Genomic DNA, 23,632 nt, shown 5'->3' on the forward strand with positions numbered 1-23,632 from the left:
AAGTGAGAAAAACGTTTGTCCGCTGTGAGCCAGATCCCTATAATACGCGCGTCTCAATTCCCCCCCACTTTAAAACTTGGTGAGAAAGGTCATATGGATATCTTGCGTGGTGCCCCAGCACTGTCTGATTTTCGTGTCCAAAAACTGCTGCAACGCTTCGCACAGATGAGAAACGAGAGTGGAGTAGAGAGCGGAGTAGAGATAGAGGATGTCTATGCCGAGTATGTGCACTTTGCCGAGCTGACAAGCCCCCTGTCTCCCCCCGAGCGAGCGACCTTGGGCCAGCTCTTGCGCTACGGCCCGACCATCCCCGAACACACCCCCAGCGGTCAGCTGTTTCTTGTTACCCCCCGCCCCGGCACTATCTCCCCCTGGTCTTCCAAAGCAACCGACATCGCCCACAACTGCGGCCTGAAACAGGTCAAGCGGCTGGAGCGTGGTATTGCCTATTACCTGACCATCAAGGGGCAGGGTGAGCTGAGTGCCGCCCAGCGCAGCGCCATTGCCGCCGTGCTCCATGATCGGATGATGGAAGTGGTGTTTGCCGAGATGAGCGAAGCTGCCGCCCTGTTTGCTCACCACGAGCCGCGCCCCTTTACCCAGGTGGATGTGCTGGGCGGTGGCCGCGGCGCGCTGGCCGAAGCCAACGTGGCGCTCGGTCTGGCGCTGGCCGACGACGAAATCGACTATCTGGTAGAGAACTTCACCAAGCTGGGTCGTAACCCCAACGATATCGAGCTCTATATGTTTGCCCAGGCAAACTCCGAGCACTGCCGTCACAAGATCTTCAATGCCGACTGGACCATCGATGGTGAGCAGCAGCCCAAGTCGCTGTTCAAGATGATCAAGAACACCTTCGAGCAGACGCCGGATCATGTCCTCTCTGCCTATAAAGACAACGCCGCCGTGATGGAAGGGAGCCAGGGTGGCCGCTTCTTCCCGAGCCCGGCCAACGGCGAATACCAGTATCACCAGGAACAGGTCGACATCCTGATGAAGGTGGAGACCCACAACCACCCGACCGCCATCTCCCCGTTCCCGGGGGCAGCCACCGGCTCCGGCGGCGAAATCCGCGACGAGGGAGCCACCGGTCGCGGTGCCAAGCCCAAGGCGGGTCTGGTTGGTTTCTCCGTCTCCAACCTGCGCATTCCCGGCTTCGAGCAGCCCTGGGAGCAGGATTTCGGCAAGCCGAGCCGCATTGTCAGCGCCTTTGACATCATGCAAGAGGGGCCGCTCGGCGGCGCCGCGTTTAACAACGAGTTCGGCCGTCCGGCCATTCTCGGCTACTTCCGTACCTTCGAAGAGGAGGTGCCGAGCCACAACGGCGTCGAGGTGCGTGGCTACCACAAACCCATCATGTTGGCAGGCGGCATCGGCAACATCCGCACCGAACATGTCCAGAAAGGGGATATCCCGGTCGGTGCGGCGCTGATCGTGCTGGGCGGCCCGGCGATGAACATCGGTCTGGGTGGTGGTGCCGCATCCTCCATGGCCTCCGGCCAGTCAGCCGAAGATCTCGACTTTGCCTCGGTGCAGCGTGATAACCCCGAGATGGAGCGCCGTTGCCAGGAGGTGATCGATCGCTGCTGGCAGCTGGGTGACGACAACCCTATCGTCTTTATCCACGATGTGGGGGCGGGCGGTCTCTCCAACGCCATGCCGGAGCTGGTCAACGACGGTGAGCGCGGTGGTCGTTTCGATCTGCGCGCCATCCAGAGCGATGAGCCGGGCATGAGCCCGCTGGAGATCTGGTGCAACGAATCCCAGGAGCGTTACGTGCTGGCGGTAGCGCAGGACAAGCTGCCGCTGTTCAAGGCCCTGTGCGAGCGTGAGCGCGCCCCCTATGCCGTCATCGGTACCGCGACCGAAGAGAAGCATCTGACCCTCTCTGACAGCCACTTTGACAATCAGCCCATCGATCTGCCGCTGGACGTGCTGCTGGGCAAGGCGCCCAAGATGCACCGTGACGTGGTGACCCTGCCAGCACAGGGCAAAGCGCTCCAGCTCGATGGCATCACTTTGAGTGACGCGGCCGAGCGGGTTCTGCGTCTGCCGACCGTGGCGGAGAAGTCCTTCCTTATCACCATCGGCGATCGCAGCGTGACTGGCTTGGTCAATCGCGACCAGATGGTTGGCCCCTGGCAGATCCCGGTGGCCGATTGCGCCGTCACCGCGGCCACCTACGACAGCTATCACGGCGAAGCCATGTCCATGGGCGAGCGTACCCCGGTGGCGCTGCTCTCCCACGCCGCCTCCGCTCGCATGGCGGTGGCGGAAGCGCTCACCAACCTGGCGCCGGCCCATATCGGGTCGCTGAAGCGGGTCAAGCTCTCCGCCAACTGGATGGCCGCTGCCGGTCATCCGGGTGAAGATGCCGGTCTCTATGAGGCGGTCAAAGCGGTAGGTGAGGAGCTCTGCCCGGCCCTTGGCATCACCATTCCGGTGGGCAAGGACTCCATGTCCATGAAGACCCGCTGGCAGCAGGATGGCAAGGAGCACAGCGTCACCTCGCCGCTCTCCCTGCTCATCTCCGCCTTTGCCCGGGTCGAGGATGTGCGCAACACGGTTACTCCGCAGCTGCGTACCGATCTCGGTGAAACCGACCTTATCCTCATCGACCTTGGCAATGGCAAGCAGCGCCTCGGCGCCTCGGCGCTGGCGCAGGTCTATCGCCAGCTGGGTGACAAGGCGCCGGATCTCGACAATCCGGTCCAGCTCAAAGGCTTCTTCAACGCCATTCAGGCGTTGGTGGCCGATCGCAAGCTGATCGCCTACCACGACCGCTCCGACGGTGGCCTGTTCGTCACCCTGACCGAGATGGCGTTTGCCGGTCACTGTGGCCTCGACATCCAGCTCGATCGCATCGGCGGCGAGCTGCTGCCGGCGCTGTTCAACGAAGAGCTGGGCGCCGTCATTCAGGTGCGTCGTGAAGATAAAGAGGCGGTGATGACCCTGCTGGCCGGTCACGGTCTGGCGGCCTGCTCCCATGTGCTCGGCACCGTGCGCGAAGGGGATCTCATCACCCTGCAGCGGGGCGGTCAGGAGGTCTATCGTGCCAGCCGCACAGCCCTTCGCACCATTTGGGGCGAGACCAGCTGGCAGATGCAGCGCCTGCGCGACAACCCCGAGTGCGCCGACAGTGAGCACGCGGCCCGTCAGGACGCCACCGATCCGGGTCTGCATGCCAAGCTGACTTACAACCCGTCCGAGGATGTGGCTGCACCTTACATTGCCCGCGGGGTCTCCCCCCGTCTGGCGGTGCTGCGCGAGCAGGGGGTCAACTCCCATGTGGAGATGGCGGCGGCGTTCGATCGTGCCGGTTTCGCGGCGGTCGATGTCCATATGAGCGACATTCTCTCCGGTCGCATCAAGCTGGAGGAGTTCCAGACCCTGGTGGCCTGTGGCGGCTTCTCCTACGGTGACGTGCTGGGTGCCGGTGAAGGCTGGGCCAAGTCCATCCTGTTCAATGACAACGCCCGCGAGCAGTTCCAGCGCTTCTTCGAGCGTGGCGATACCCTCTCTCTGGGTGTCTGCAACGGTTGCCAGATGATGTCCAACCTGCGGGATCTCATCCCGGGTGCCGATCTCTGGCCGCGCTTTGTACGCAACCGCTCCGAGCGCTTCGAAGCTCGCTTCAGTCTGGTGCAGGTACAGGAGTCCCCGTCGGCCTTCTTCGCCGGCATGGCAGGCTCGGTGATGCCCATTGCCGTTTCCCACGGGGAAGGGCGTGTCGAGGTGCGCGATGCCGCTCACCTGAGCGCACTGCAGCAGAGCGGTCTGGTAGGGCTGCGCTTTGTCGACAACCGCGGCAGCGTGACCGAGCAGTACCCGGCCAACCCGAATGGCTCGCCGGATGGTATCACCGCCGTGACCACCACCGACGGCCGCGCCACCATCATGATGCCGCACCCGGAGCGGGTGTTCCGCACCGTGGCCAACTCCTGGCACCCCGACAACTGGGGCGAGGACGGCGCCTGGATGCGGATGTTCCGCAACGCCCGGGTTCGTCTGGGTTAATAGAGACAGCGCCAGCGCATAAAAACAGAAACCGGCCACTTGGCCGGTTTTTTATGAATAGTTCAGTTAGATGCTGACTTTACATATCAGAGCACCATGGCGGCAATCCAGCCGAAGATCACCAGCGGGATGTTGTAGTGAATAAAGGTGGGCACCACGCTGTCCCAGATATGGTCGTGCTGACCATCGGCGTTGAGGCCTGAGGTGGGGCCCAGCGTCGAGTCGGAGGCCGGTGAACCCGCATCCCCCAGCGCGCCTGCGGTACCGACCAGTGCGATGATCGCCATTGGTGAGAAGCCAAGCTGCAGACAGAGCGGCACATAGATGGTGGCGATGATGGGCACGGTGGAGAAGGAAGAACCGATCCCCATGGTGATGAGCAGACCCACCAGCAGCATCAGGAAGGCGGCGATGCCTTTGTGCTGACCGATGCCGGAGGCGACCACCTGGACCAGAGAGTCGACCCCGTGGGTTGCCTTCATCACGGCGGCAAAACCGGCGGCGGAGATCATGATGAAGCCGATCAGCGACATCATCCGTACCCCCTGAGTGAAGGCATCCTGGCTTTCGCGAAACTTGATGACGCCGCCGCAGGTGAAGATGACAAAACCGGCCAGCGCACCCAGTACGATGCTGTTGGTCATCAGTTGTAGCCCCAGCGCCACGCCAATGGCCAGCAGGGCCACCCAGATGTGGGTGAGGTTGAGCTCGACCGCTTCGGGCTCGGCATCCAGGATCTTGGCCAGATCGTACTGGCGCGGTTTGCGATAGCTGATGAATACCGCAATCAGCAGGCCCAGTACCATACCGGCGACCGGAATGGCCATCGCCAGCGGGATCTGGCTGGTGGTGATGGGCACGCCGTTATCGATCAGGTTCTTGGCCAGAATGTTGTTCAGGAAGATGCCACCAAAGCCGACCGGCAGCACCATGTAGGTGGCGGTCAGACCAAAGGTGATGACACAGGCCACCTGACGACGGTCGATCTGCATCTGCGCCATCACATGCAGCAGCGGCGGGATCAGGATGGGAATAAAGGCGATGTGAACCGGGATCAGGTTCTGGGAGGAGATCGCCACGGCCAGCACGGAAGAGAGCAGCAGGGTTTTGACCCACATGATGCGGGTCGAGCTGGCATCCTTGCCCAACTGGTTGATCACCTTGCGGGCCAGCAGGTCGGTGATCCCGGAGCGGGAGATGGCAACCGCAAAGGCGCCCAGCATGGCGTAGGAGAGAGCAATCTCGGCGCCACCGCCCAGGCCACCGCTGAAGGTGGTGAGGGTATCGGTCAACGACAGCCCACCGACCAGGCCGCCAGCAATGGCCCCCAGCGCCAGCGAGACCACCACATTGATCCGCAGCAGACTGAGCACCAGCATCAGCCCGACTGCGATAACAACTGGATTCATTTGATTTCCTTATAGTTTGTTATTGCTGTCTGTCATGTGAAGGGGAGTTAGTTTGCGAAAAATGTGACAAATGTCGAGTAAAAAATCAGTCAAACCCCTCATATCGCAGCAGCATGTGGCACAAGGTTGCTCAACATGAGGGGTTATGACCTGTTTGTCTCCGTGCATCCCGTGCGCAGCGGTGGATAGTGACCTTGATAGCGATTTCCGGTGCGCTGTGCAATCAATCACTTCCCAAAAAGCGAAGGCTGCCAGTGGCAGCCTTCATCCGTTTATTCTTGCCCCTCATCGTCGGCAGGAGCATCGGTTGTGTCATCATCCGGATGCGCTGGCGGCCAACCCCCCATGCTCTTCCAGCGGTTAACGATATGACAGAACAGCTCTGTGGTGCGTTCGGTGTCATAGAGGGCAGAGTGCGCCTCTTTATTGTCAAACGGGATGCGGGCGCTCTGGCACGCTTTGGCCAGCACGGTCTGCCCCAGCGCCAATCCGGAGAGAGCTGCGGTGTCGAAGGTGGCAAACGGGTGGAACGGATTGCGCTTGAGGCCAGCGCGCTCGGCGGCAGCCATCACGAAGCCGTGATCAAAGGTGGCGTTGTGGGCCACTATGATGGCGCGGCCGCAATCCTGCTCCTTCATCCCCTTGCGGATCCCCTTGAAGATCTCGGTCAGCGCCTCTTTTTCCGAGACAGCACCACGCAACGGGTTGTAGGGGTCGATGCCGGTGAACTCCAGCGCAGCCTTTTCCAGGTTGGCCCCTTCGAAGGGTTCGACATGAAAGTGGAATACCTGATCGGGAACGAGCCAGCCCTGCTCATCCATTTTCAGGGTGTAAGCTGCGATTTCGAGCAGGGCATCGGTCTTGGCGTTGAACCCGGCTGTTTCAACATCGATGACGACGGGGTAAAAACCACGGAAACGGCCCTTGAGGGTATGAACTGCGTCGGTCATGGGATCTCGGTCGGGATAAAATGAGGCGGCATTATGGCAAAAAAGCACAGGCTTGTCCCCCCATCCCACGCAGTCGGCTGCGGCAAGGTGGCGCCGGATTCAATATCTGTGCAGCCACCAGTGGGCGGCAATCAGCGCCGTGAGCGACCCCAGCAGGGCGCTGGCCAGCACATCCACCGGCCAGTGCATCCCCATTACCATGCGCGACAGACCAATTCCCAGTGCCCACAGTGGCAGCAGCCAGACGCCCGTGGGGGCTCGGGCCAGCCAGATAAGGCCAAAGAACTGGGCCAGGCTGATGGCTGCGATGCTGTGGCCGGAGGGGAAGGCGTAGTTCACCTCGGCCTGCCAGTGGTGCCCGAGCCACTCTGGCAGGGCCAGCAGCTGGCTGGCGGCGTGAACCTGTTCGCTGCGCACATCGACGCTACTGGCGTAGAAGTGCTTGATGGCCGGGATCAGCGCCTGACTCTCAAGCCAGAGCAGATAGGGTCTGGGCTCTTCGGTCAGGTGTTTGATCAGGCTCTTGATCACCCAGTCGCTGGCAAGCAGGGCCGCCAGTGCACACCCCAGCGCAATGAAGGGGGCCCACTCCAGTTTGAGTTTGTAGCGGGTCAGCAGCAGCAAGAGGGCGCCACTGACCCCGATCCCGGGAATATCGACCATGCGGGTGAGGGCGTATGACCACCATAGCAAGCCTGATTGCAGGGAGCCGGTCAGAAAAGGCTGCCAGGGCAGGGTGGCGAGCAGTAACAGGGGCAGGATTAACAGGGCTGTGAAGCCAAGCACCTGACTGCGGGTGAGTGAGGCGGTTGACGCTGGGAGCGGCGGAGCGTGTGGCGGCATGGTGGGTATGGGCGATCGCGAAAAAGAGGGGCATTGTGCCACCGAGATATGCTCGGACAAAGCCGAGCAGTCGGTTTGTTACCTCTGCTTACACATTTGTGGCGACATCCTCTGTTTGAGCGGGCGCATGGAGCGGCTGCCGCGCAATCTGGTCCCGTTTCGCGCCGGATTGCATCACAGGCTGAAATCTCGGGCGGCTTTGCGCTAGAATGGCGCCCCCGTGGCGGTTGTGACCAAAGAGAGCCCGATGAAGATAGTCGTTGATGAGAATATGCCCCATGCCGTGGAGCTGTTTGCCGAATTTGGCGAGGTGATCCCCTTGCCCGGACGGCAGATGCAGGCCTGCGATCTGCTCGATGCCGATGTGCTGCTGGTGCGTTCGGTCACCCGCGTCAACGGCGCTTTGCTGGCGGCCAGCCCCAAACTCGGGTTTGTCGGCACCGCCACCATAGGCACAGACCATGTGGACAAGGCCCTGCTGGCAAGCCGCAATATTCCCTTCTTCAGCGCCCCCGGTTGCAACAAGTATTCGGTGGGGGATTATGTGCTCTCCGCCCTGCTGGTGCTGGCGGAGCGTTACGAACTCGACCTCTCGGCCATGACGTTGGCGGTGATTGGCGCGGGCAATACCGGCGAGTGTGTGGCGGCCAAGGCCCAAGCACTCGGCATGCGAGTGCTGCGCTGCGATCCGCCCAAGGCGCAGGATAATCCTGATGCGGGCTTTGTCGATTACCAGACCGCCCTTGGTGCCGATATCGTCAGTTTCCACGTGCCCATTACCCGTGAAGGGCCGGATGCCACCTACCATCTGCTCGATGCCGAACAGATTGCCGCCCGTCCTGCCGGGCAGATCCTGATCAACGCATCCCGTGGCGAGGTGTGGGATAACCGGGCCCTGCTGGCACGCCAGCTGAGCGATAAGCCGTTGCGACTGGTAATGGATGTGTGGGAGAACGAGCCCGAGCCACTGGCAGCGCTGGTGCCCCATACCGAGATTGCCACCCCCCATATCGCCGGTTACAGCCTGGAGGGGAAGGCCCGTGGTACCTGGATGCTCTATCAGGCGCTCTGCCTGCAGCTGGGACGCCAGCCTCGTCAGGATTTGAGTGGGCTGTTGCCTGCCCCCGATGTGCAGGCGGTGGTGCCGGGCCGCGCACCGGATCAGGCGTTGATCAAGCAGCTGGTGCATCTGGTTTATGATGTGCGCCGCGATGATGCCCGTTTCCGGGCCCGACTCGGCTTGCCCGGCAGCTTTGACGAGCAGCGCAAACACTACCCCGAGCGCCGCGAGCTCTCCTCCCTGCAGGTTGAGGGGGCGTTTGCCGACCAAGCGCTGGGCGAGCTGGGATTTGCGCTGTCACGCCCCTGAATCGGGGACTAGGAGTTGGAAGATAACCGGAAGGGGTGAGCCGTACTGCCTACCTCGCTCCCATTTTTTTACTGAGCTGGCGCAGATGCTACTGCGCCGGCTCAGCCATATCAGGCTGCGTCATCTCGCCGTGCGGGAGCCTGCCGACCATGGCGCCACCCGGCGCCATTGCAGCATTATCAGAGGAGAACAGAATGAGCCAGCAGTTTAACGTAGCAGTATTGGGTGCCAGCGGCGCCGTGGGTCAGGCGATGATCGAGATCCTGGAAGAGCGCGAATTTCCGGTAGCGACCCTCTATCCGCTGGCTTCCAGCCGCAGCGCCGGTGATACCGTGCGCTTTGGCGGCAAGAACCTCGAGATCCTCGATGTGGAGGCGTTTGACTGGAGCCAGGTACAGATCGCACTCTTCTCCGCCGGTGCCGAGGTCTCTGCCAAGTGGGCGCCGATTGCTGCCGAACACGGCTGCATCGTCATCGACAACACCTCCTGCTTCCGTTACGACGAAGATATCCCGCTGGTGATCCCGGAAGTGAACCCGGATGCGCTGGCCGATTTTCGCAATCGCAACATCATCGCCAACCCCAATTGTTCCACCATCCAGATGCTGGTGGCTTTGAAGCCGCTGCACGACGAAGTGGGCATTGCCCGCATCAACGTGGCCACCTATCAATCCGTATCAGGCTCCGGCAAAGAGGGGGTCAGCGAGCTGGCAGGTCAGACCGCTCATCTGCTCAACGGTCGTCCGGTGGAACCGACCCTCTATCCGCAACAGATCGCCTTTAACCTGATCCCGCAGATCGACAGCTTCACTGACAACGGCTACACCCGTGAAGAGATGAAGATGGTATGGGAAACCCAGAAGATCCTCGGCGATGCCAGCATTGCCGTGAACCCCACCTGCGTGCGCGTGCCGGTCTTCTACGGCCATGCCGAGGCGGTACACGTCGAACTGCACCAGCCGCTCGATGCCGAACAGGTCAAGGATCTGCTGCGCAGTGCGCCGGGTGTGACCCTGTTTGATGACGAAGGGGATTATCCGACCCCGGTGCGTGACGCAACCGGCAAGGATGAGGTGCTGGTGGGCCGGGTACGCCAGGATATTTCTCACCCGAGTGGTATCAATATGTGGATCGTGGCCGATAACGTTCGTAAGGGCGCGGCAACCAACAGTGTACAGATTGCCGAGCTGCTGGTTCGCGACTATCTGTAAGGCTGGTCAGATGCCACAGATGCGCAGCAGGGAGTGCTGCGCTTCCGGCCTGTGATCAAACCGGGGTGTGACCCATGCCGCACTCCGTCACTTCAAGATTCTGTTGCGATATCAACTGATTAAGTTTTTTCCTACACTCAGGGTCAAGTTGGGTGCTAAATGTGTCGGACTGCTGGCTTGCCAGGCGAGCCTGATTTATATTGAACCGACTGTTTTGGGGTAACTATCCAGATTTTTCAATGTGATAGGGCCGTCATACGAAGGAACGAATATGGGACATTCCCGCATAACATTGGCAACGCTACTCGCATTGGGTCTGCTGGGCACCGTCCAGGCTGAAGACTCGGCGCGGGAGCCTTTTTTTGTCGAGCTAAAAGGCCCTGACGAACCCGCACCTCCCGCCGTCAATTCCCAGCCGCTGGCGCAGCCGGTCGCCAGACCCGTCGCGCAACCGGTGCGTACAACCGCCCAGCCGGTGGTGCGTCAGGTCACTGCCAATGCCGGTAGCTATGGCCCTGTTCGTCCGACCGATACCCTCTGGAGCCTGGCGAGCAAATATCGCCCCTCCAATCGGGTCAGCGTCTACCAGACCATGGTGGCGATTTACGAGAAAAACCCCCGCAGTTTTGCCGATGGCAATATCAACCACATTCTGGTGGGATCCCGCATTCTGCTGCCGACCGTGGCCGAGGCGAGCGTCATCACTGATGCTCAGGCCCGTGCCAAGTTCCGCAGCGACAACGCCAGCTGGAAGGGGTTAAGCCCCAAATATCTGGCTGACAAGCAGGCCCATACCGCCAAGCCGGCTGCCGCCAAACCCGCGAAGGTTGAAGCCGCCAAGATCGAGCCGGTGAAGGCTGCGCCTGCGCCGCTGCCAGTGGCGAAAGCCGCCCCCATTCCCGCCCCGGTGGTGGCACCGCAACCGGCTGCTGAAACCAAAGAAGTGGCCAAGCTGAGCGAGCCTGCGCCGAAAGAGGCGGTAGCACCTGCTCCTAGCGCAGCAGAAGGCACCACCCCGGCGCCTCTGCCTTCCGATCTGGATAAACCGGTGGGTAAACCGGCTACCGAGATGGCGCTGGCACTGGAAGATGCCAATGCCCAGCTCGGCCAGGTGACCGAGATGAACCATAGGCTCAAGCTGCGTCTGCAATCCCTGACCGAAGAGGTGGAGACCCTCAAGGCCCAGCTGCAGGATCAGACCGCGCTGCAAAAAGAGATTGCCGAGCTCAAGGCGCAACCGGTCCCGCCGGTGGCAGCCGAGCCTGAGCCTGAGAAAAACTGGTTGATGGATCTGCTCTCCTCACCGCTCAACCTCGCCATGATCATCCTGCTGCCGGTGCTGCTGGTATTGGCACTGGTGACCCTGTGGCTGCGTGCCCGTGCCCGCCGCGAACTGGAAGAGCAGGAGAAGAGCCTCTCCGAATCCACCGCCATGATGATGGATCAGGAGCAGAGCGAGTTTGATGATCTGCTGAGCGTCGATGTGACCGACAACGAGCCGGTGCGCCCGGTGCCGGATCTCAACACCCCCGATGGCTTTATGCCGATGGAGCTTGACGAGCCGGCCGCCAAGCCGGATGTCGATCTGGTGTTCAGCGACGAGGGCGAGATGGAGCTGCAGGGCTTCGAGCCCGAGCGGATGGCGGCCCAGCCAGCCAGTCGTGACCCGGATCTGGTGCCGGATCTCGATCTCTCGCTGGATGAGCCCATTGCGCTGGCCAACGAGCCCGCCATGGATCTGGCCAGCGAGTTCAACCCCAAGCCCAAGGCCGCTGACGAGATCATGAGCGAAGAGGAGCTGCAGGCAGCTCTGTTTGCCGAGCTGGATGCGGATCTCTCCGCCGACCTCGAGCCCGATTTGAGCTCCATCGACGAAGTCGGCGCCGCTGACGACGATCTGGCGAGCTTCGATCTCGGCGATTTCGACAGTGCCCTCGACGAGCCTGCTGCTGGCAAAGATGATAACGCCATTGATCTCAGTGCCGCAGAGGACACTGACGAGAGTGCGGATGCCATGCTGGCCGAGCTGGGTCTTGAGCCTGTCAAGGCGAAGGAAGCTGAGCTGGATCTGGAGTGGGATCCCAACGAGCTGGCGCTCTCCGATTTTGAAGATGCGTTCGCCGAGGTGGAATCTCATCCGGCAGATCTCCAGCCCCGTGAGCAGGCACAGGAGAGCGGCTACGTCGAGATCGACAAGCTGCTGGCTGAAGCGGATGCCACCGCGCCGGAGCAGGAGCCGTATCAGGGCTTCTCGCTGGATGTGGGGCTCGATGGCTTCCCCGAGGTGCTGCCGGAATCCACAGGGTTTGACGTGGATGCCGACGACGGCGGTGTGGGTGCCAAGCTGGATCTGGCCCGTGCCTACCTCGAGATTGACGACAAGGATAGCGCCCGCGAGCTGCTGCAAGAGGCGGCGGAGCAGGGCAGCGATCACCAGCGTGCCGAAGCCGAGAAGTTACTCAAGCGGTTGGGGTAAAGGATTTCCTATCACGGGATCAGCAAAACGGGGGCAGCCAGCAGGCTGCCCTCTTCTTTTGGCGATTTGCGATGGGAGGATCATGGCCGCGCAGGCTGACCATCCAGGCCAATTGCGCGTGTGGTGGGACTTTTCAGGCTGAGCGCGTATAATCCGCCCCGTTTCTTTCACTGCGTTTTCACAACAAGACAAGTTTATCCATGCGAATTGCCCTAGGTATTGAATATGACGGCAGCCGGTATTTCGGCTGGCAACGTCAGCGTGAAGTGATCAGCGTGCAGGCTGAACTGGAGACGGCGCTGAGCCGGATTGCCAACCACCCTGTCTCCATCCAGTGTGCCGGACGCACCGATGCCGGTGTCCATGCGACCGGTCAGGTGATCCACTTCGATACCGAGGCGAACCGTGTCGAAGGGGCCTGGACCCTGGGGCTCAATTCCAACCTGCCGCCGGATATCGCCGTGCGCTGGGTCAAGCAGGTGGACGAGAGCTTCCACGCCCGCTTCAGCGCCACCGCCCGTCGCTACCGCTATGTCATCTACAACCACAACTACCGGCCGGCGATCCTCGGCAGTGGCGTCAGCCACTACCACGAGACCATCGATGCCGAGTTGATGCACCAGGCGGGCCAGAGCCTGCTGGGGGAGCACGACTTCAGCACCTTCCGTGCCGTCGCCTGCCAATCCAACACCCCGTGGCGCAATGTGACCCATCTGTGTGTCAGCCGCTCCGGCCCCTACATCGTGCTCGACATCAAGGCCAACGCCTTCCTGCACCATATGGTGCGCAACATCACCGGCTCCCTGCTGCTGGTGGGGCAGGGGCTCAAACCGGTGGAGTGGATTGCCGAGGTGCTGGCTGCCAAGGATCGCAATCTGGCCGGACCGACCGCCAAGGCCGGTGGCCTCTATCTGGTCGACGTGGATTACCCGGCCGAGTTTGCTCTGCCGCAGTTGCCGCTCGGCCCGCTGTGGCTGCCGGACTCGGCACCGGGTACGACCAGTTTTTAGTAACTGCGCCCGAAAAATTGTGGTTTAATGACCCGTCATTTGTTGCCATCGAGCTATTAAGTCATTGAACAATCTAGGCTCGATGCGTTTTGTCAGGCACAAAAGCATTAAGGAATTCCATGAGCTGGCTTGAGAAGATTCTTCCCAAGAGCAAGATCACTGCGCCCCGTCGTCACAACATTCCGGAAGGGGTGTGGACCAAGTGCAGTGCTTGTGAACAGGTGCTCTACCGGGCAGAGTTGGAGCGCAACCTCGAAGTGTGCCCCAAGTGTGATCATCATATGCGCATCAGCGCCCGCGCCCGTCTCGAGAGCTTCCTCGATGAGCAGGGTCGTACCGAGATCGGTGCCGAGCTGGAGCCGCAGGATGTACTGAAATTCAAGGATTCCAAGCGCTACAAGGATCGTTTGTCTGCCGCGCAGAAAGAGACGGCGGAGAAAGATGCGCTGGTGGTGATGAAAGGGACCCTCAAAGGGGTACCGGTTGTCGCCTGTTCATTCGAATTCTCCTTCATGGGTGGCTCCATGGCCTCCGTGGTCGGTGCCCGCTTTGTGCGCGCCGTCGAGGAGTGCATCAAGGAAGGCCGCGGTCTGGTCTGCTTCTCCGCCTCTGGTGGTGCTCGCATGCAGGAAGCGCTGTTCTCCCTGATGCAGATGGCCAAGACCAGTGCGGCGCTGGACCGTCTGTCCAAAGCCGGCCTGCCCTATATCTCCGTGCTGACCGACCCCACCATGGGGGGCGTCTCTGCCAGTCTGGCGATGCTGGGTGACATCAACGTGGGCGAGCCCAAGGCGCTGATCGGCTTTGCCGGCCCGCGCGTTATCGAGCAGACCGTGCGCGAGAAACTGCCGGAAGGCTTCCAGCGCTCCGAGTTCCTGCTGGAAAAGGGTGCCATCGATATCATCATCGATCGCCGCGAAATGCGTAACCGTCTGGCCAGCCTGCTCGCCAAAATGCTGAATACTCACGTCATCGAAGAGTGAAGATGAGTTCAAACATGCAACAATCCCAAAGCCGGTCGCTTGTCGACTGGCTTTCTTATTTGGAGCAGATCCATCCGGTCAATATCGACATGGGGCTGGATCGGGTCGGTGCCGTTGCCCGGCGCATGGGTCTCACCCAGTTGCCGTTCAAGGTGATCACGGTGGCGGGCACCAACGGCAAGGGCTCCAGCTGTGCCATGGCGGCCAGCATTCTGATGGCCGCAGGCTACAAGGTCGGCGTCTACTCCTCGCCCCATCTGCTGCGCTTTACCGAGCGGGTGCGGGTCAACGGGCAAGAGCTGGCCGACAACGATCACTGCGACGCCTTTGCCGAGGTGGAAGCTGCTCGCGGCGAGATTGCCCTTACCTTCTTCGAGTTCGCCACCCTGGCCGGTTTGTGGCTCTTCTGCCGCGCCGCCCCCGATGTGCTGCTGCTGGAAGTGGGGCTGGGTGGTCGGCTCGACGCCACCAACGTGGTGGAGTCCGATGTCGCCATGATCACCTCCATTGCCCTCGATCACTGCGACTGGCTGGGTGATACCCGCGAAGCTGTGGCGGTGGAGAAGGCCGGGGTCTATCGCGCCGGTAAACCCGCCATCAGCGGTGAGCCTAATCCGCCTGCGACTATCGCGAGCGAAGCGGCGCGTCTTGGCGCCAACCTGCGTCAGGTCGGTATCGATTTTCGTGGCGATGAGCACGAGAGCGGTTGGGATTATCACGGCCTCAACCAGTGGCGGGATCTGCCAAAACCGGCGCTGCCGCTGATGAACGCGGTGACCGTGCTGGCGGCGCTGGAATCCCTCGGCTTGCCGCTGCCGGAGTCCGCCATTCGTGACGGGCTGGCCAATGCCCGCCTAGCTGGCCGGATGCAGCAGCTGCAAAGTGCGCCGCTGGTGATCGTCGATGTGGCCCATAACCCCCATTCGGCAGCCTATCTGGCCGCGCAATTGCGCAAGATGCCCTGCTCGGGTGTGCGCCGCGCCGTGGTCGGCATGCTCAAAGACAAGGACATGGCGGGATCCCTTGCCGAACTTGATGGTCTGATCGGCGAGTGGTATCTGGCCAGTCTCACCGGCCCGCGCGCCGCCACTGCTGCGCAACTGGCTGCGGCGCTGGGGGAGGGAAAGGGCCCTGCCAGGGAGTTTGATGATGTCAGCGCCGCTTATCAGGCAGCGTTGGCCGCATCGAGTCCGGACGATATGGTCATTGTGTTTGGTTCGTTTTACACTGTCGCCGACATTCTGGCGGGTGTCGCCGTCTAGGCCACACCCCGGCTCCCCGGCCCTCGGGTGGGGAGCCAAATCGCATATTGAGTTACGTAAAGGTAGGATTCAACTTGGCCTCGAAGTTTCAAAACCGTCTGGTGGGCACCGTCATCCTGGTGGCCCTGGTTGTTATTTTCCTGCCGGACTTGATGGATGGTCACAAGCTGGCACAAAAGGAGGAGGCCTTTGCCAAGATCCCGCTGCGCCCTGAGCTGGAGCCTGCCAAGCCTGCGCTGCAGGTCTCGGCAGCCAGCAGCCTGCCAGCCGATCATCTGGCCAGCCAGCAACAGGCCTCTGCGGCACAGCAGTGGCAAGTGGAAGAGGTGGCTGACCCCATGACCCTCGCCAGTCAGGGCAACGGTGCGCAGCCGGCGACAACCCCTGCCGCACCGGCACCGGTTCAGCCGCAACAGAATGCTCAACCCAAGCCACAGCCCAAGCCGGAAGTGGTGGCCAAAAAACCGGTCGAACCGCCCAAGCCAGCACCCAAGCCGACGCCAGCCAAACCGGTTGAAGTGGCCAAGGCGCCCGCGCCGGCCAAGCCGCAGGCGGGTCAGATCAAGTCCCTCGACGATCTGATTGAAAGCAAGATGACCCAGCCGACCACTCTCGCGCTCGCGCCTGCTGCGGCACCGGCGCAGGGTAGCTGGATCCTCCAGCTTGGCGCCTTCAAGAACGTCGACAGCGTCAACGCGCTGGTGAGCAAGCTGCGGGCGGCGGGCTACTCTGCCCACACCTCGCCGCGCACACCGGTGCAGGGTCAGCTCAACCGGGTCTTTATCGGACCGGATGTCTCCAAGGCCAAACTGCAGGGCATGCAGGGGCGGATCTCCCAGATGACCGGCCTCAGTGGCTCGGTGGTCTCTTACAATCCGTGACGGCTTGCAGTTGGCAATGGCCCTTTGAAACAAACACCGCGCTCCGTGCGCGGTGTTTTTTTATCTGGCTGCCGTGATTTTTAAGGTCGACGTCGTACAGGCCACCCCCCGGTTGGGATTTTCGGGCAGTTGGGGTAGTCTGAGCCCTTCTGCTACTCACAGGAGTTCAAGATGATCCTCTCGACGACCCCCACGCTGGAAGGCAAAACCATTCGTGAATACCGCGGCATCGTGGTTGGCGAAGCCATTCTCGGCGCCAATATTTTCAAGGATCTCTTTGCCGGGATCCGCGACATCATCGGCGGCCGCTCCGGCGCCTATGAAAAAGAGCTGGCCCGTGCCCGCGAGATCGCCTTCGATGAGCTAAAAGAGCGCGCCGCGGCCCTTGGTGCCAACGCAGTGGTCGGCATCGATATCGACTACGAGGTGGTGGGGCAAAATGGCAGCATGCTGATGGTCAGCATCAGTGGCACCGCCGTGGTGGTCTGATCGGGCACCAGCTTCTGCATGGGCAATGAGCCGATAACCGGGTTATCGGCTTTTTTATTGCCTGTCTGATGCGTGGCGGCTGGCAGGGTTATCACTCAACACATTGATTTTAAATATTTATATTTATTAATAATTCCACTGGCCGGTTTTATTTTTTTTCACTGGGTAGCCCGAGAGGGTCAAGCTAGAGTGCCGCCATCAGGAACGACACCGCTCACGGACGAGGTTCTCTTCTTTTGAAGGCGTATCACTATGAATCAAAAACCTGCTCTGCTGACCCTTGTCATGTTGGCCATGACCGCCCATGCCAGCAGTGCCCTCGCGGCGCTGCCCAACTTCAGCGCCACTTGTCCCACCGATATCCGGGTCAAGTCGCAAGGGGGCAACGTCTTTATCAATGGCAAGAAAGCTACCCTGAAAACGCTGGCGCCCGCCGCCTATTCGGCCACGAGCGGCAAGGTGGTCATCGGGATCACCTTCGATCTGCCCGCCAGCGAACCCACCCTGGATTACGTCATCAAGCATGATCGCCGGGCTCACGGCTTTTGCACCGTGCACGCTTGGTCGGCGGGCAAGGCCGCCGCACTGCCGATGGCCAAAGGGGATTCCCCCTATCAGGGCAAGTGGATCGCCAAGAACCGCGAGACAGGCGCCACGGTGGCCAATATTCAGGTGGATGGCAAGGAGCAGGTGTGGGTCAACGGAGTCAAGGTGAAGGCGAAACGGGCCGATGGCGCGCTGCAGTTTCGTCAGGGCACCATCCTCTACACCTTGCAGGGGGATCCGCGTATTCGTGATGAGAGCGACTGGAATGACAGCGATGTTCAGAATACCGGCCCCATCACACTGGAGTAACAGACGCGCCGTGCCACGGCTTGGTCATTGATGCAAAAAACAGAGAGCGGCATGGCCGCTCTCTGTTTTGTTGTCTCTATTGGGTGATAGCCGTGCGGGGTTAGATGCCGTGGATGGCGTTGGCTTCCCCATACCAGTCCAGCTTGTCGGCCAGGGTGACCACGGTGCCGATAATGATGAGACTCGGGCTCTTCACCTGACGGGCCAGTTCGGCCAACTGCTGCAGCTCTCCGCGCACCACCCGCTGACTGAGCTGGGTGCCTTGCTCCACCAGCGCCACAGGGGTGTGACCGGGCATGCCGTGGGTTTGCAGCGCATCCTGAATGCGGGCGGCGTGGGCCAGCCCCATGTAGAACACCAGAGTCTGGCGTGGGGCCGCCAGCGTCGACCACTCCTGGGCGATATTGCCCTCCTTGTCGTGGCCGGTGATGAACTGCACCCGCTGGGCGTGATCGCGGTGGGTGAGGGGAATGCCGCTGTAGGCGGCGCAACCCGATGCAGCCGTGATGCCCGGTACCACCGAGAAGGGGATGCCCGCCTCGGCCAGGGTTTCCAGCTCCTCGCCACCCCGGCCAAAGATAAAGGGATCGCCCCCCTTGAGCCGCACCACCTGTTTGCCCAGCTGCGCTTGTTCCAGCAACAGCTGGTTGATCGCCTGCTGGGGCACACAGTGGCGGCCCGCCTCCTTGCCAACAAAGATCCGCTCGGCATCCCGGCGAACAAGCGCCAATACTTCCTGCGACACCAGTCGGTCATAGACCACCACATCCGCCTGCTGCAACTGCTGCAGACCGCTTAGGGTAAGCAGTCCCGCATCGCCGGGCCCTGCTCCCACCAGGGTGACGCTTCCCTTGCTCTGCGGTTGCTCCTCGAGCAGCTCGGAGACGCTCTGCTCGGCAGCTTGCTGCTGGCCGCGGGCCAGTTGGCGGGCGAGGCGCTCGTGGCTAAAGAGCCGCTCCCAGAAGCGGCGGCGGGCCAGCTTGTCCGGAATGAGTTTGACCCGCTCGCGCAGCTTGCCCGCCAGCGCCGCGAGCTGGCCGAGGTGTTGCGGTAGCATGGCTTCGAATTTTTCCCGCAGCTGGCGGCTTAGAACCGGCGCCGCGCCTGCGCTGGAGATGGCCACCATCAGCGGCGAGCGGTCAATGATCGCGGGCATGATGGCGCTGCAGTGGGCCGGAGAGTCCACCACATTGCAGAAGATCTGGCGCAGGTTCGCCTCATGAAAGACCTGCTGGTTGACCTCTTGCTGGTTGGTGGCGGCGATCACCAGCCACTTACCATCGAGCAGTTCGGGATGAAAGCCGGCGGCGCAGACGGTCAGGCGACCCTGCTCGGCCCAGCTCATCAGCTGGGGTTCCAGGTGCGGGGCATTGATGGTGATCTTCGCCTTGGCATCGAGCAGCAGGCGCGCCTTGCGCACCGCCACCTCACCGCCGCCGACGATCAGGACCGGCTTGTTTTGCAACTGACAGAAGAGAGGGAGAAAGTCCATAACAGGCTCCGGATGCTGGCCCGCTCGCAATGCCGCGCCGGGCGAGATAGCAGGGCGCGCCGTGACGCACCCCGGATGGTCGGGGGAAAGATCCCCCGACGGGAATAAAAAAAGGGGAAGGGTGATCTACGCCCGGGCCAACGACAGATCCCCACCGGTGTCGGCCACTTGATCACGCTTCCCCAAACGAGGTTTTTCCTATTGCACCGCTTTGACGTGCATGTTGGCGACGTACTGATCTTCGGCCCAGAAGATGCGGTCAGCGACCATGGCTTCCGGGTTGAGGGTGACGCCGCGCAGCACCCGCTCCTTGAACTTGTGATAACCGGCCCGGTCGATAAGGTGACCCATGTGCAGATAGATGGGTTTGCCATCAAGCATCTCGGCCTCGAACTCGAACAGGTTCTTGATCACCGCGTGCAGCACCTCTTCGGTGACCCAGTTGAGGAAAAGCTTGCCGGTACGGGGAGTCTTCTTGCTGGTGCGCCCCCCCAGCTTGACCATGTAGAGCTGCTTGGGATCCCGCTGCCAGGCCAGGGTCGGGCAGGCCAGCACGCACTCGCCACAGCCGATGCACTTGCTCTCCTCCTTGACCGCCTTGCCATGTTTGATGGCGAGGCAATCCACCGCGTGGTGGCTGCACGCCTTGACGCAGGCGCCGCAGCCGATGCAGCGCTCGGCATTGAAGTGGATCTTGGCGATGCCGAGGATGCCGAAGTCGGCCATGTTGGCCTTGGCGCAGTCGTTGGGGCAGCCGGCTATCACCATCTTGAGGTGATAGGGGTTGGGGTAGAGGTGTTTCTCCATCCGCTGGGCCAGCCCGGTGCAGTCGATATTGCCCTTCTGGCAGATGGTGTTGCCCTGACAGGCGACGATGTTGCGCCCGCCGATGCTCTGGTAACCGGCTTGGGTGTCTTCTACCTCGATGCCGCAGGTCTCCACCTCGATCTCCTTGATAAAGGGCTCGAGGGCGGCGTTGACCTTGTCCATGTCCTGATACTTGATGCCGGGCATCGCCAGCTTCTGGCGGGTGGTGAGGTGGATCAGGCCGTTGCCGTACTGTTCGGCGATCTGCTGGGCCACCGCCAGCAGGTGGGCGGGCATGATCCCGCCGGGAATGCGTACGCTGATCATCGCTTCGCCGCGCACCTTGGAGAGGCGGTATTCGTTCTTGGCGCGGGCCTTGATGATGTCGATATCGAGACTCATGGTGTTCTCCCTCAGTCGATCAGATGCTGGGCCTGGTCAAAACGAAAGACCGGTCCATCCACGCAGATATAGGTGTCGCCCATCCGGCAGTGGCCACACTTGCCCACGGCGCAGGCCATGCGGCGTTCGTAGTCGACCCAGATGCGATCCTTGGGGATGCCCCGTTCGAGGAAGGCGAGCACCACGAAGCGGATCATGATGGGGGGGCCGACCACGATCACCTGGATATCCTCCTTGTCAGCGAGATCCAGCTGATCGATGTAGTCGGTGACCCGGCCGATGCGAAACTGCTCGCTCTCCTTGCCCTCGTCCAGGGTGACGATAAGGTTCTGCTGCTCGGCCCACAGCGGCATCTCGTGGCGATAGAGCACCGCCTGCTCGTTCTTGAAGCCGAGGATCATGTCGAGGGATTTCACCTCTTCCGGATGTTTGCTGAAGCGGCGCAGCAGCCCCTTGACCGGCGCGACGCCGGTGCCGCCCGCCACCACGATGAGGTGCTGGTTGCGGTAGGTTTCCAGCGGGTAGCCGTTGCCGTGGACGCCGCGCATCCACACCTTGTCGCCCACATCGAGGGCAAACAGCGCATCGGTCACCTTGCCGACCTTGCGGATCAACAGATCCACATAGCCATCGCCATAGTCGGAGACCGAGATGGGCGCTTCGCCCACGGTGGGCAGGGAGATCTCCACAAACTGGCCGTAGTGGACATCAAAGTCGCGGGAGACCCGAAAGTTCCACTCCAGCCCGGTGTGGCGCTCGATGGCCAGAATGGTGTAGGCCTTGGGCAGCAGGCGGTTTTCGACTGCTTCCTGCTGTTGTTCTGCTGTTGCGGTTTGCTGGCACTGGCACATATCAGTTCGCCCCCTGCGCGTTGTCGGCTGCGATGGTCTGTTCGACCACATCGGTCATCTTGTTGATGATGTTGCTAAAGGAGATGTAGTGAGGGCAGCGATCGTCGCAGCGGCCGCAGCCGACGCACATGTGCTCCTCTCCCTGACGGGCCTTGTAGTCGTTGACCTTGTGCAGGGCGCGATAACGCAGGCGCTCGCCATGCTTGGCGCGAAAACCGTGGCCACCGGCCATGTCGCTGAAGCCATCCACCATGCAGCTGGCCCACTGGCGACGGCGTTCGCCCTGCTTGGGGTTCTCCGCATAGGTGAGGTCGTGCACGCTGTAGCAGCTGCAGGTCGGGCAGGAGGTGGTACAGCGGCCGCAGCCGATGCAGCGGCTGTCGTACTCGGCCCAGACCGGATGGGCGGTGAGGATCTGGCGGATCCGCTGGGGGTCGTCACAGATGCTGTCCGGGGTGCGTACCTTGACCGGGTTGCTCTGGACAAATTCCGGGGTGAAGTCATCGGATTCACCCAGTTCGGCAAAGTAGCCGAGCAGCTCGGGATCCTTCACCTCGATACGGGCACCCTCATCGCTCAGACGAATGGCGGCGGCGTAGTCCCGGGTCTCGTTGCTGCCCATGGAGACGCAGAAGCAGTTCTCGAAGCTCTCGCGGCACTCCAGCAGTACCAGCTTGAGCTTGCTGCGCAGCCGGGCGTAGTAGACGTCGCTGTTCTGGCCGTTTTTCAGGTAGACCTGATCCAGCCTGCGCAGGGCGTGGATATCGCAGCTGCGCAAGAACAACAGGGTGGGCTTGGCCTCCACCTTGGATTCGCGCAGCTCCAGATTGTCGAAGTGGAACAGGGTCTGGGTGATGGGGAGCACCACCTCTTTCGGGGAGAAGTGGGACTTCTCCTGCCACACCAGATCGGCCGGATGACGGATGCTGTGATAGGTGACGTTGTCGGTGTCGGAGAAGCGGCCGCCCCGATATTCGGCCGCGGGTGCCATGATGCGGTAATCGGGCAGCAGCCGCTCGAACAGCTGCGCCAGCGCGGGATGGGTGAGAAGAAACGACATAAATAAACACCTTGTATGAGGGTGAGATGCCCTGGCATAGGGATGAGGAGCGGGCCGGTCAGGATGTCTGGCATCGGTTCTGGCCGCGCTTGCCTCGCCACGGTCTGTTTTTATGACTCATGTTGCTCAACTGACCCGATTGTTATTGTGTTTGCGGCGCGTGCGTCGCGGCAGGTCGGGTCATGCCTGTAAAACCCTTGTCAATTGAGCAGGGCGGCTTGATAGCCTTCGCACTTGCCCATCACGTATCCCATCTCCAGCTTGTTGATATCGCGGGTAAAACGGGAAACGGGGAAGTAGTCTGCCGGGGCGATCACCTCGACTTGGCAGTCCTCCGGCGGATTGGCGATAAAATCGAGCGCCTCGTTGTAGCTGCGATCCCTCTGCTCCAGCGCCTGTGCCAGCGCGGGGCGGGTCTTGAGCAGGGTACGGATCATCCAGGGGAAAGGCATCGGCTTGAGCCGATAGCCAAGGGGCTCGGAGAGGATCACCGTCAGGTGACGGGCACCGCGGCGGTAGGCCTCGATCACCGGGATGGAGTCGGCCACCCCGCCATCTGTCATCGGTACCCCGTGTACCTCCGGGTATTCGTGGGAGGCGAGGGGAATGGCGCAGCTGGCGGGCAGCACCTCGTTCATGTTCTCCGGCTTGACCCGGATGTACTCCGCCTTGCCGGTCAGGGTATTGGTCACCACCGCATAGAAGGGGATGCCGGTCTCCCGGTAGGCGTGAATGTCGAGGGGATACTTGCGACAGCTGGTGTTCCACAGCCAGTGGATATCCACCAGATTGCCCCCCTTGGCAAAGCGCAGGGGATCCATAAACTGCTGGCTGCACGCCAGTTTGGTCAGGATCTCGTGGCTGCGGCCATGCTGGCTGGCGAGATAAGCCAGCAAGTTGGTGGCCCCCGCCGAGACGCCGATGGCGAAGTCAAAGGGGCGATAGTCATGCTCGATAAACGCATCCAGCACGCCGCTGGCAAATATGCCGCGCATGGCACCGCCTTCTACAACCAATGCGCTGGGGGATGCGTTTTTGTTCATGACAGGCACCTCATTGATAAGTCAGAGAGAAAAAGTGGGAAAGAGAACGTCCGGGCTGTCAGGCCGACCGTTCTGACAACCAACCGGGGTTGGCCATCGCAATGAGGTCATTCTAGGAAGGGGATGGTGTTTAGAATATCTGTTAATAATGAATCAAGTGTTTTGTATTTCTAAACGACCGTAATAAACCCGTTGTGATCAAAGGGGTTGTGTAGGAGTCTC

At 61.4% G+C, this 23,632-nt stretch carries 18 protein-coding genes; 10 read left to right on the plus strand and 8 right to left on the minus strand.

Annotation, left to right across the window (positions count from 1 at the left end; genetic code table 11):
• The first annotated feature begins 93 nt into the window (after positions 1-93).
• Positions 94-4,017: a phosphoribosylformylglycinamidine synthase gene (gene purL, locus AACT07_RS11410; RefSeq protein ID WP_069527799.1), complete on the plus strand. Its 3,924-nt coding sequence runs from the start codon at positions 94-96 to the stop codon at positions 4,015-4,017.
• An 86-nt stretch (positions 4,018-4,103) separates the two neighbouring features.
• On the opposite strand, the gene AACT07_RS11415 is transcribed toward purL, so the two are convergent.
• The 3 genes from AACT07_RS11415 to AACT07_RS11425 form a co-directional block, all read right to left on the minus strand.
• Positions 4,104-5,426: a Na+/H+ antiporter family protein gene (locus AACT07_RS11415; protein ID WP_005361308.1), complete on the minus strand. Its 1,323-nt coding sequence runs from the start codon at positions 5,424-5,426 to the stop codon at positions 4,104-4,106.
• A gap of 272 nt (positions 5,427-5,698) precedes the next feature.
• On the minus strand, positions 5,699-6,376 hold the full coding sequence (gene rnt, locus AACT07_RS11420) for a ribonuclease T (protein ID WP_005333780.1): 678 nt from the start codon (positions 6,374-6,376) through the stop codon (positions 5,699-5,701).
• Positions 6,377-6,475: 99 nt separating this feature from the next.
• On the minus strand, positions 6,476-7,219 hold the full coding sequence (locus tag AACT07_RS11425; protein WP_069527801.1) for a phosphatase PAP2 family protein: 744 nt from the start codon (positions 7,217-7,219) through the stop codon (positions 6,476-6,478).
• Positions 7,220-7,466: 247 nt separating this feature from the next.
• On the opposite strand from AACT07_RS11425, the gene AACT07_RS11430 reads away from it, so the two are divergent.
• The 9 genes from AACT07_RS11430 to AACT07_RS11470 all read left to right on the plus strand — a co-directional run bounded on the left by AACT07_RS11430 (position 7,467) and on the right by AACT07_RS11470 (position 17,755).
• Positions 7,467-8,588, plus strand: coding sequence for a 4-phosphoerythronate dehydrogenase (locus AACT07_RS11430; RefSeq protein WP_069527802.1), 1,122 nt, complete (start codon positions 7,467-7,469; stop codon positions 8,586-8,588).
• Between the two features lie 194 nt (positions 8,589-8,782).
• Positions 8,783-9,799: an aspartate-semialdehyde dehydrogenase gene (locus tag AACT07_RS11435; RefSeq protein WP_069527804.1), complete on the plus strand. Its 1,017-nt coding sequence runs from the start codon at positions 8,783-8,785 to the stop codon at positions 9,797-9,799.
• A gap of 271 nt (positions 9,800-10,070) precedes the next feature.
• Positions 10,071-12,275 (plus strand): FimV/HubP family polar landmark protein, encoded by a 2,205-nt coding sequence (locus tag AACT07_RS11440; protein ID WP_069527806.1) that lies wholly within the window; start codon positions 10,071-10,073, stop codon positions 12,273-12,275.
• A 200-nt stretch (positions 12,276-12,475) separates the two neighbouring features.
• Positions 12,476-13,285 (plus strand): tRNA pseudouridine(38-40) synthase TruA, encoded by an 810-nt coding sequence (gene truA / locus AACT07_RS11445; protein ID WP_069527808.1) that lies wholly within the window; start codon positions 12,476-12,478, stop codon positions 13,283-13,285.
• Between the two features lie 119 nt (positions 13,286-13,404).
• Positions 13,405-14,268 carry an acetyl-CoA carboxylase, carboxyltransferase subunit beta gene (gene accD, locus AACT07_RS11450; RefSeq protein WP_042053089.1) on the plus strand — a complete coding sequence of 288 codons (864 nt, stop codon included), beginning with the start codon at positions 13,405-13,407 and terminating at the stop codon, positions 14,266-14,268.
• A gap of 2 nt (positions 14,269-14,270) precedes the next feature.
• Positions 14,271-15,530, plus strand: coding sequence for a bifunctional tetrahydrofolate synthase/dihydrofolate synthase (gene folC / locus AACT07_RS11455; RefSeq protein ID WP_069527809.1), 1,260 nt, complete (start codon positions 14,271-14,273; stop codon positions 15,528-15,530).
• Positions 15,531-15,604: 74 nt separating this feature from the next.
• A complete protein-coding gene (gene dedD, locus AACT07_RS11460; protein WP_069527811.1) occupies positions 15,605-16,411 on the plus strand; it encodes a cell division protein DedD in 807 nt (268 codons plus the stop codon).
• A gap of 171 nt (positions 16,412-16,582) precedes the next feature.
• On the plus strand, positions 16,583-16,900 hold the full coding sequence (locus tag AACT07_RS11465) for a heavy metal-binding domain-containing protein (protein WP_005333757.1): 318 nt from the start codon (positions 16,583-16,585) through the stop codon (positions 16,898-16,900).
• A gap of 252 nt (positions 16,901-17,152) precedes the next feature.
• Complete coding sequence (locus AACT07_RS11470; RefSeq protein WP_069527813.1) at positions 17,153-17,755, plus strand: hypothetical protein; 603 nt, start codon at positions 17,153-17,155, stop codon at positions 17,753-17,755.
• Between the two features lie 100 nt (positions 17,756-17,855).
• On the opposite strand, the gene cysG is transcribed toward AACT07_RS11470, so the two are convergent.
• The 5 genes from cysG to AACT07_RS11495 all read right to left on the minus strand — a co-directional run bounded on the left by cysG (position 17,856) and on the right by AACT07_RS11495 (position 23,410).
• The gene (cysG, locus tag AACT07_RS11475; RefSeq protein WP_069527815.1) at positions 17,856-19,247 is read right to left on the minus strand and encodes a siroheme synthase CysG; all 1,392 of its coding nucleotides are present in this window, start codon (positions 19,245-19,247) and stop codon (positions 17,856-17,858) included.
• Positions 19,248-19,445: 198 nt separating this feature from the next.
• Complete coding sequence (gene asrC / locus AACT07_RS11480; protein WP_005344960.1) at positions 19,446-20,456, minus strand: sulfite reductase subunit C; 1,011 nt, start codon at positions 20,454-20,456, stop codon at positions 19,446-19,448.
• 11 nt (positions 20,457-20,467) lie between these two features.
• Positions 20,468-21,307, minus strand: coding sequence for an anaerobic sulfite reductase subunit AsrB (gene asrB / locus AACT07_RS11485; protein ID WP_069527816.1), 840 nt, complete (start codon positions 21,305-21,307; stop codon positions 20,468-20,470).
• Position 21,308: 1 nt separating this feature from the next.
• Positions 21,309-22,367 carry an anaerobic sulfite reductase subunit AsrA gene (gene asrA / locus AACT07_RS11490; RefSeq protein ID WP_069527818.1) on the minus strand — a complete coding sequence of 353 codons (1,059 nt, stop codon included), beginning with the start codon at positions 22,365-22,367 and terminating at the stop codon, positions 21,309-21,311.
• Positions 22,368-22,567: 200 nt separating this feature from the next.
• Positions 22,568-23,410: a patatin-like phospholipase family protein gene (locus tag AACT07_RS11495; RefSeq protein WP_069527821.1), complete on the minus strand. Its 843-nt coding sequence runs from the start codon at positions 23,408-23,410 to the stop codon at positions 22,568-22,570.
• Positions 23,411-23,632: the final 222 nt, after the last annotated feature.

It is taken from the genome of Aeromonas sp. ANP5, from assembly GCF_963870295.1.
Lineage (GTDB): Bacteria > Pseudomonadota > Gammaproteobacteria > Enterobacterales > Aeromonadaceae > Aeromonas > Aeromonas veronii.

Coding starts and splice junctions, on each gene's coding strand:
- purL (WP_069527799.1), top strand. CDS start 94: ATGGATATCTTGCGTGGTGCCCCAGCACTGTCTGATTTTCGTGTCCAA.
- AACT07_RS11415 (WP_005361308.1), bottom strand. CDS start 5,426: ATGAATCCAGTTGTTATCGCAGTCGGGCTGATGCTGGTGCTCAGTCTG.
- rnt (WP_005333780.1), bottom strand. CDS start 6,376: ATGACCGACGCAGTTCATACCCTCAAGGGCCGTTTCCGTGGTTTTTAC.
- AACT07_RS11425 (WP_069527801.1), bottom strand. CDS start 7,219: ATGCCGCCACACGCTCCGCCGCTCCCAGCGTCAACCGCCTCACTCACC.
- AACT07_RS11430 (WP_069527802.1), top strand. CDS start 7,467: ATGAAGATAGTCGTTGATGAGAATATGCCCCATGCCGTGGAGCTGTTT.
- AACT07_RS11435 (WP_069527804.1), top strand. CDS start 8,783: ATGAGCCAGCAGTTTAACGTAGCAGTATTGGGTGCCAGCGGCGCCGTG.
- AACT07_RS11440 (WP_069527806.1), top strand. CDS start 10,071: ATGGGACATTCCCGCATAACATTGGCAACGCTACTCGCATTGGGTCTG.
- truA (WP_069527808.1), top strand. CDS start 12,476: ATGCGAATTGCCCTAGGTATTGAATATGACGGCAGCCGGTATTTCGGC.
- accD (WP_042053089.1), top strand. CDS start 13,405: ATGAGCTGGCTTGAGAAGATTCTTCCCAAGAGCAAGATCACTGCGCCC.
- folC (WP_069527809.1), top strand. CDS start 14,271: ATGAGTTCAAACATGCAACAATCCCAAAGCCGGTCGCTTGTCGACTGG.
- AACT07_RS11465 (WP_005333757.1), top strand. CDS start 16,583: ATGATCCTCTCGACGACCCCCACGCTGGAAGGCAAAACCATTCGTGAA.
- AACT07_RS11470 (WP_069527813.1), top strand. CDS start 17,153: ATGAATCAAAAACCTGCTCTGCTGACCCTTGTCATGTTGGCCATGACC.
- cysG (WP_069527815.1), bottom strand. CDS start 19,247: ATGGACTTTCTCCCTCTCTTCTGTCAGTTGCAAAACAAGCCGGTCCTG.
- asrC (WP_005344960.1), bottom strand. CDS start 20,456: ATGAGTCTCGATATCGACATCATCAAGGCCCGCGCCAAGAACGAATAC.
- asrB (WP_069527816.1), bottom strand. CDS start 21,307: ATGTGCCAGTGCCAGCAAACCGCAACAGCAGAACAACAGCAGGAAGCA.
- asrA (WP_069527818.1), bottom strand. CDS start 22,367: ATGTCGTTTCTTCTCACCCATCCCGCGCTGGCGCAGCTGTTCGAGCGG.
- AACT07_RS11495 (WP_069527821.1), bottom strand. CDS start 23,410: ATGAACAAAAACGCATCCCCCAGCGCATTGGTTGTAGAAGGCGGTGCC.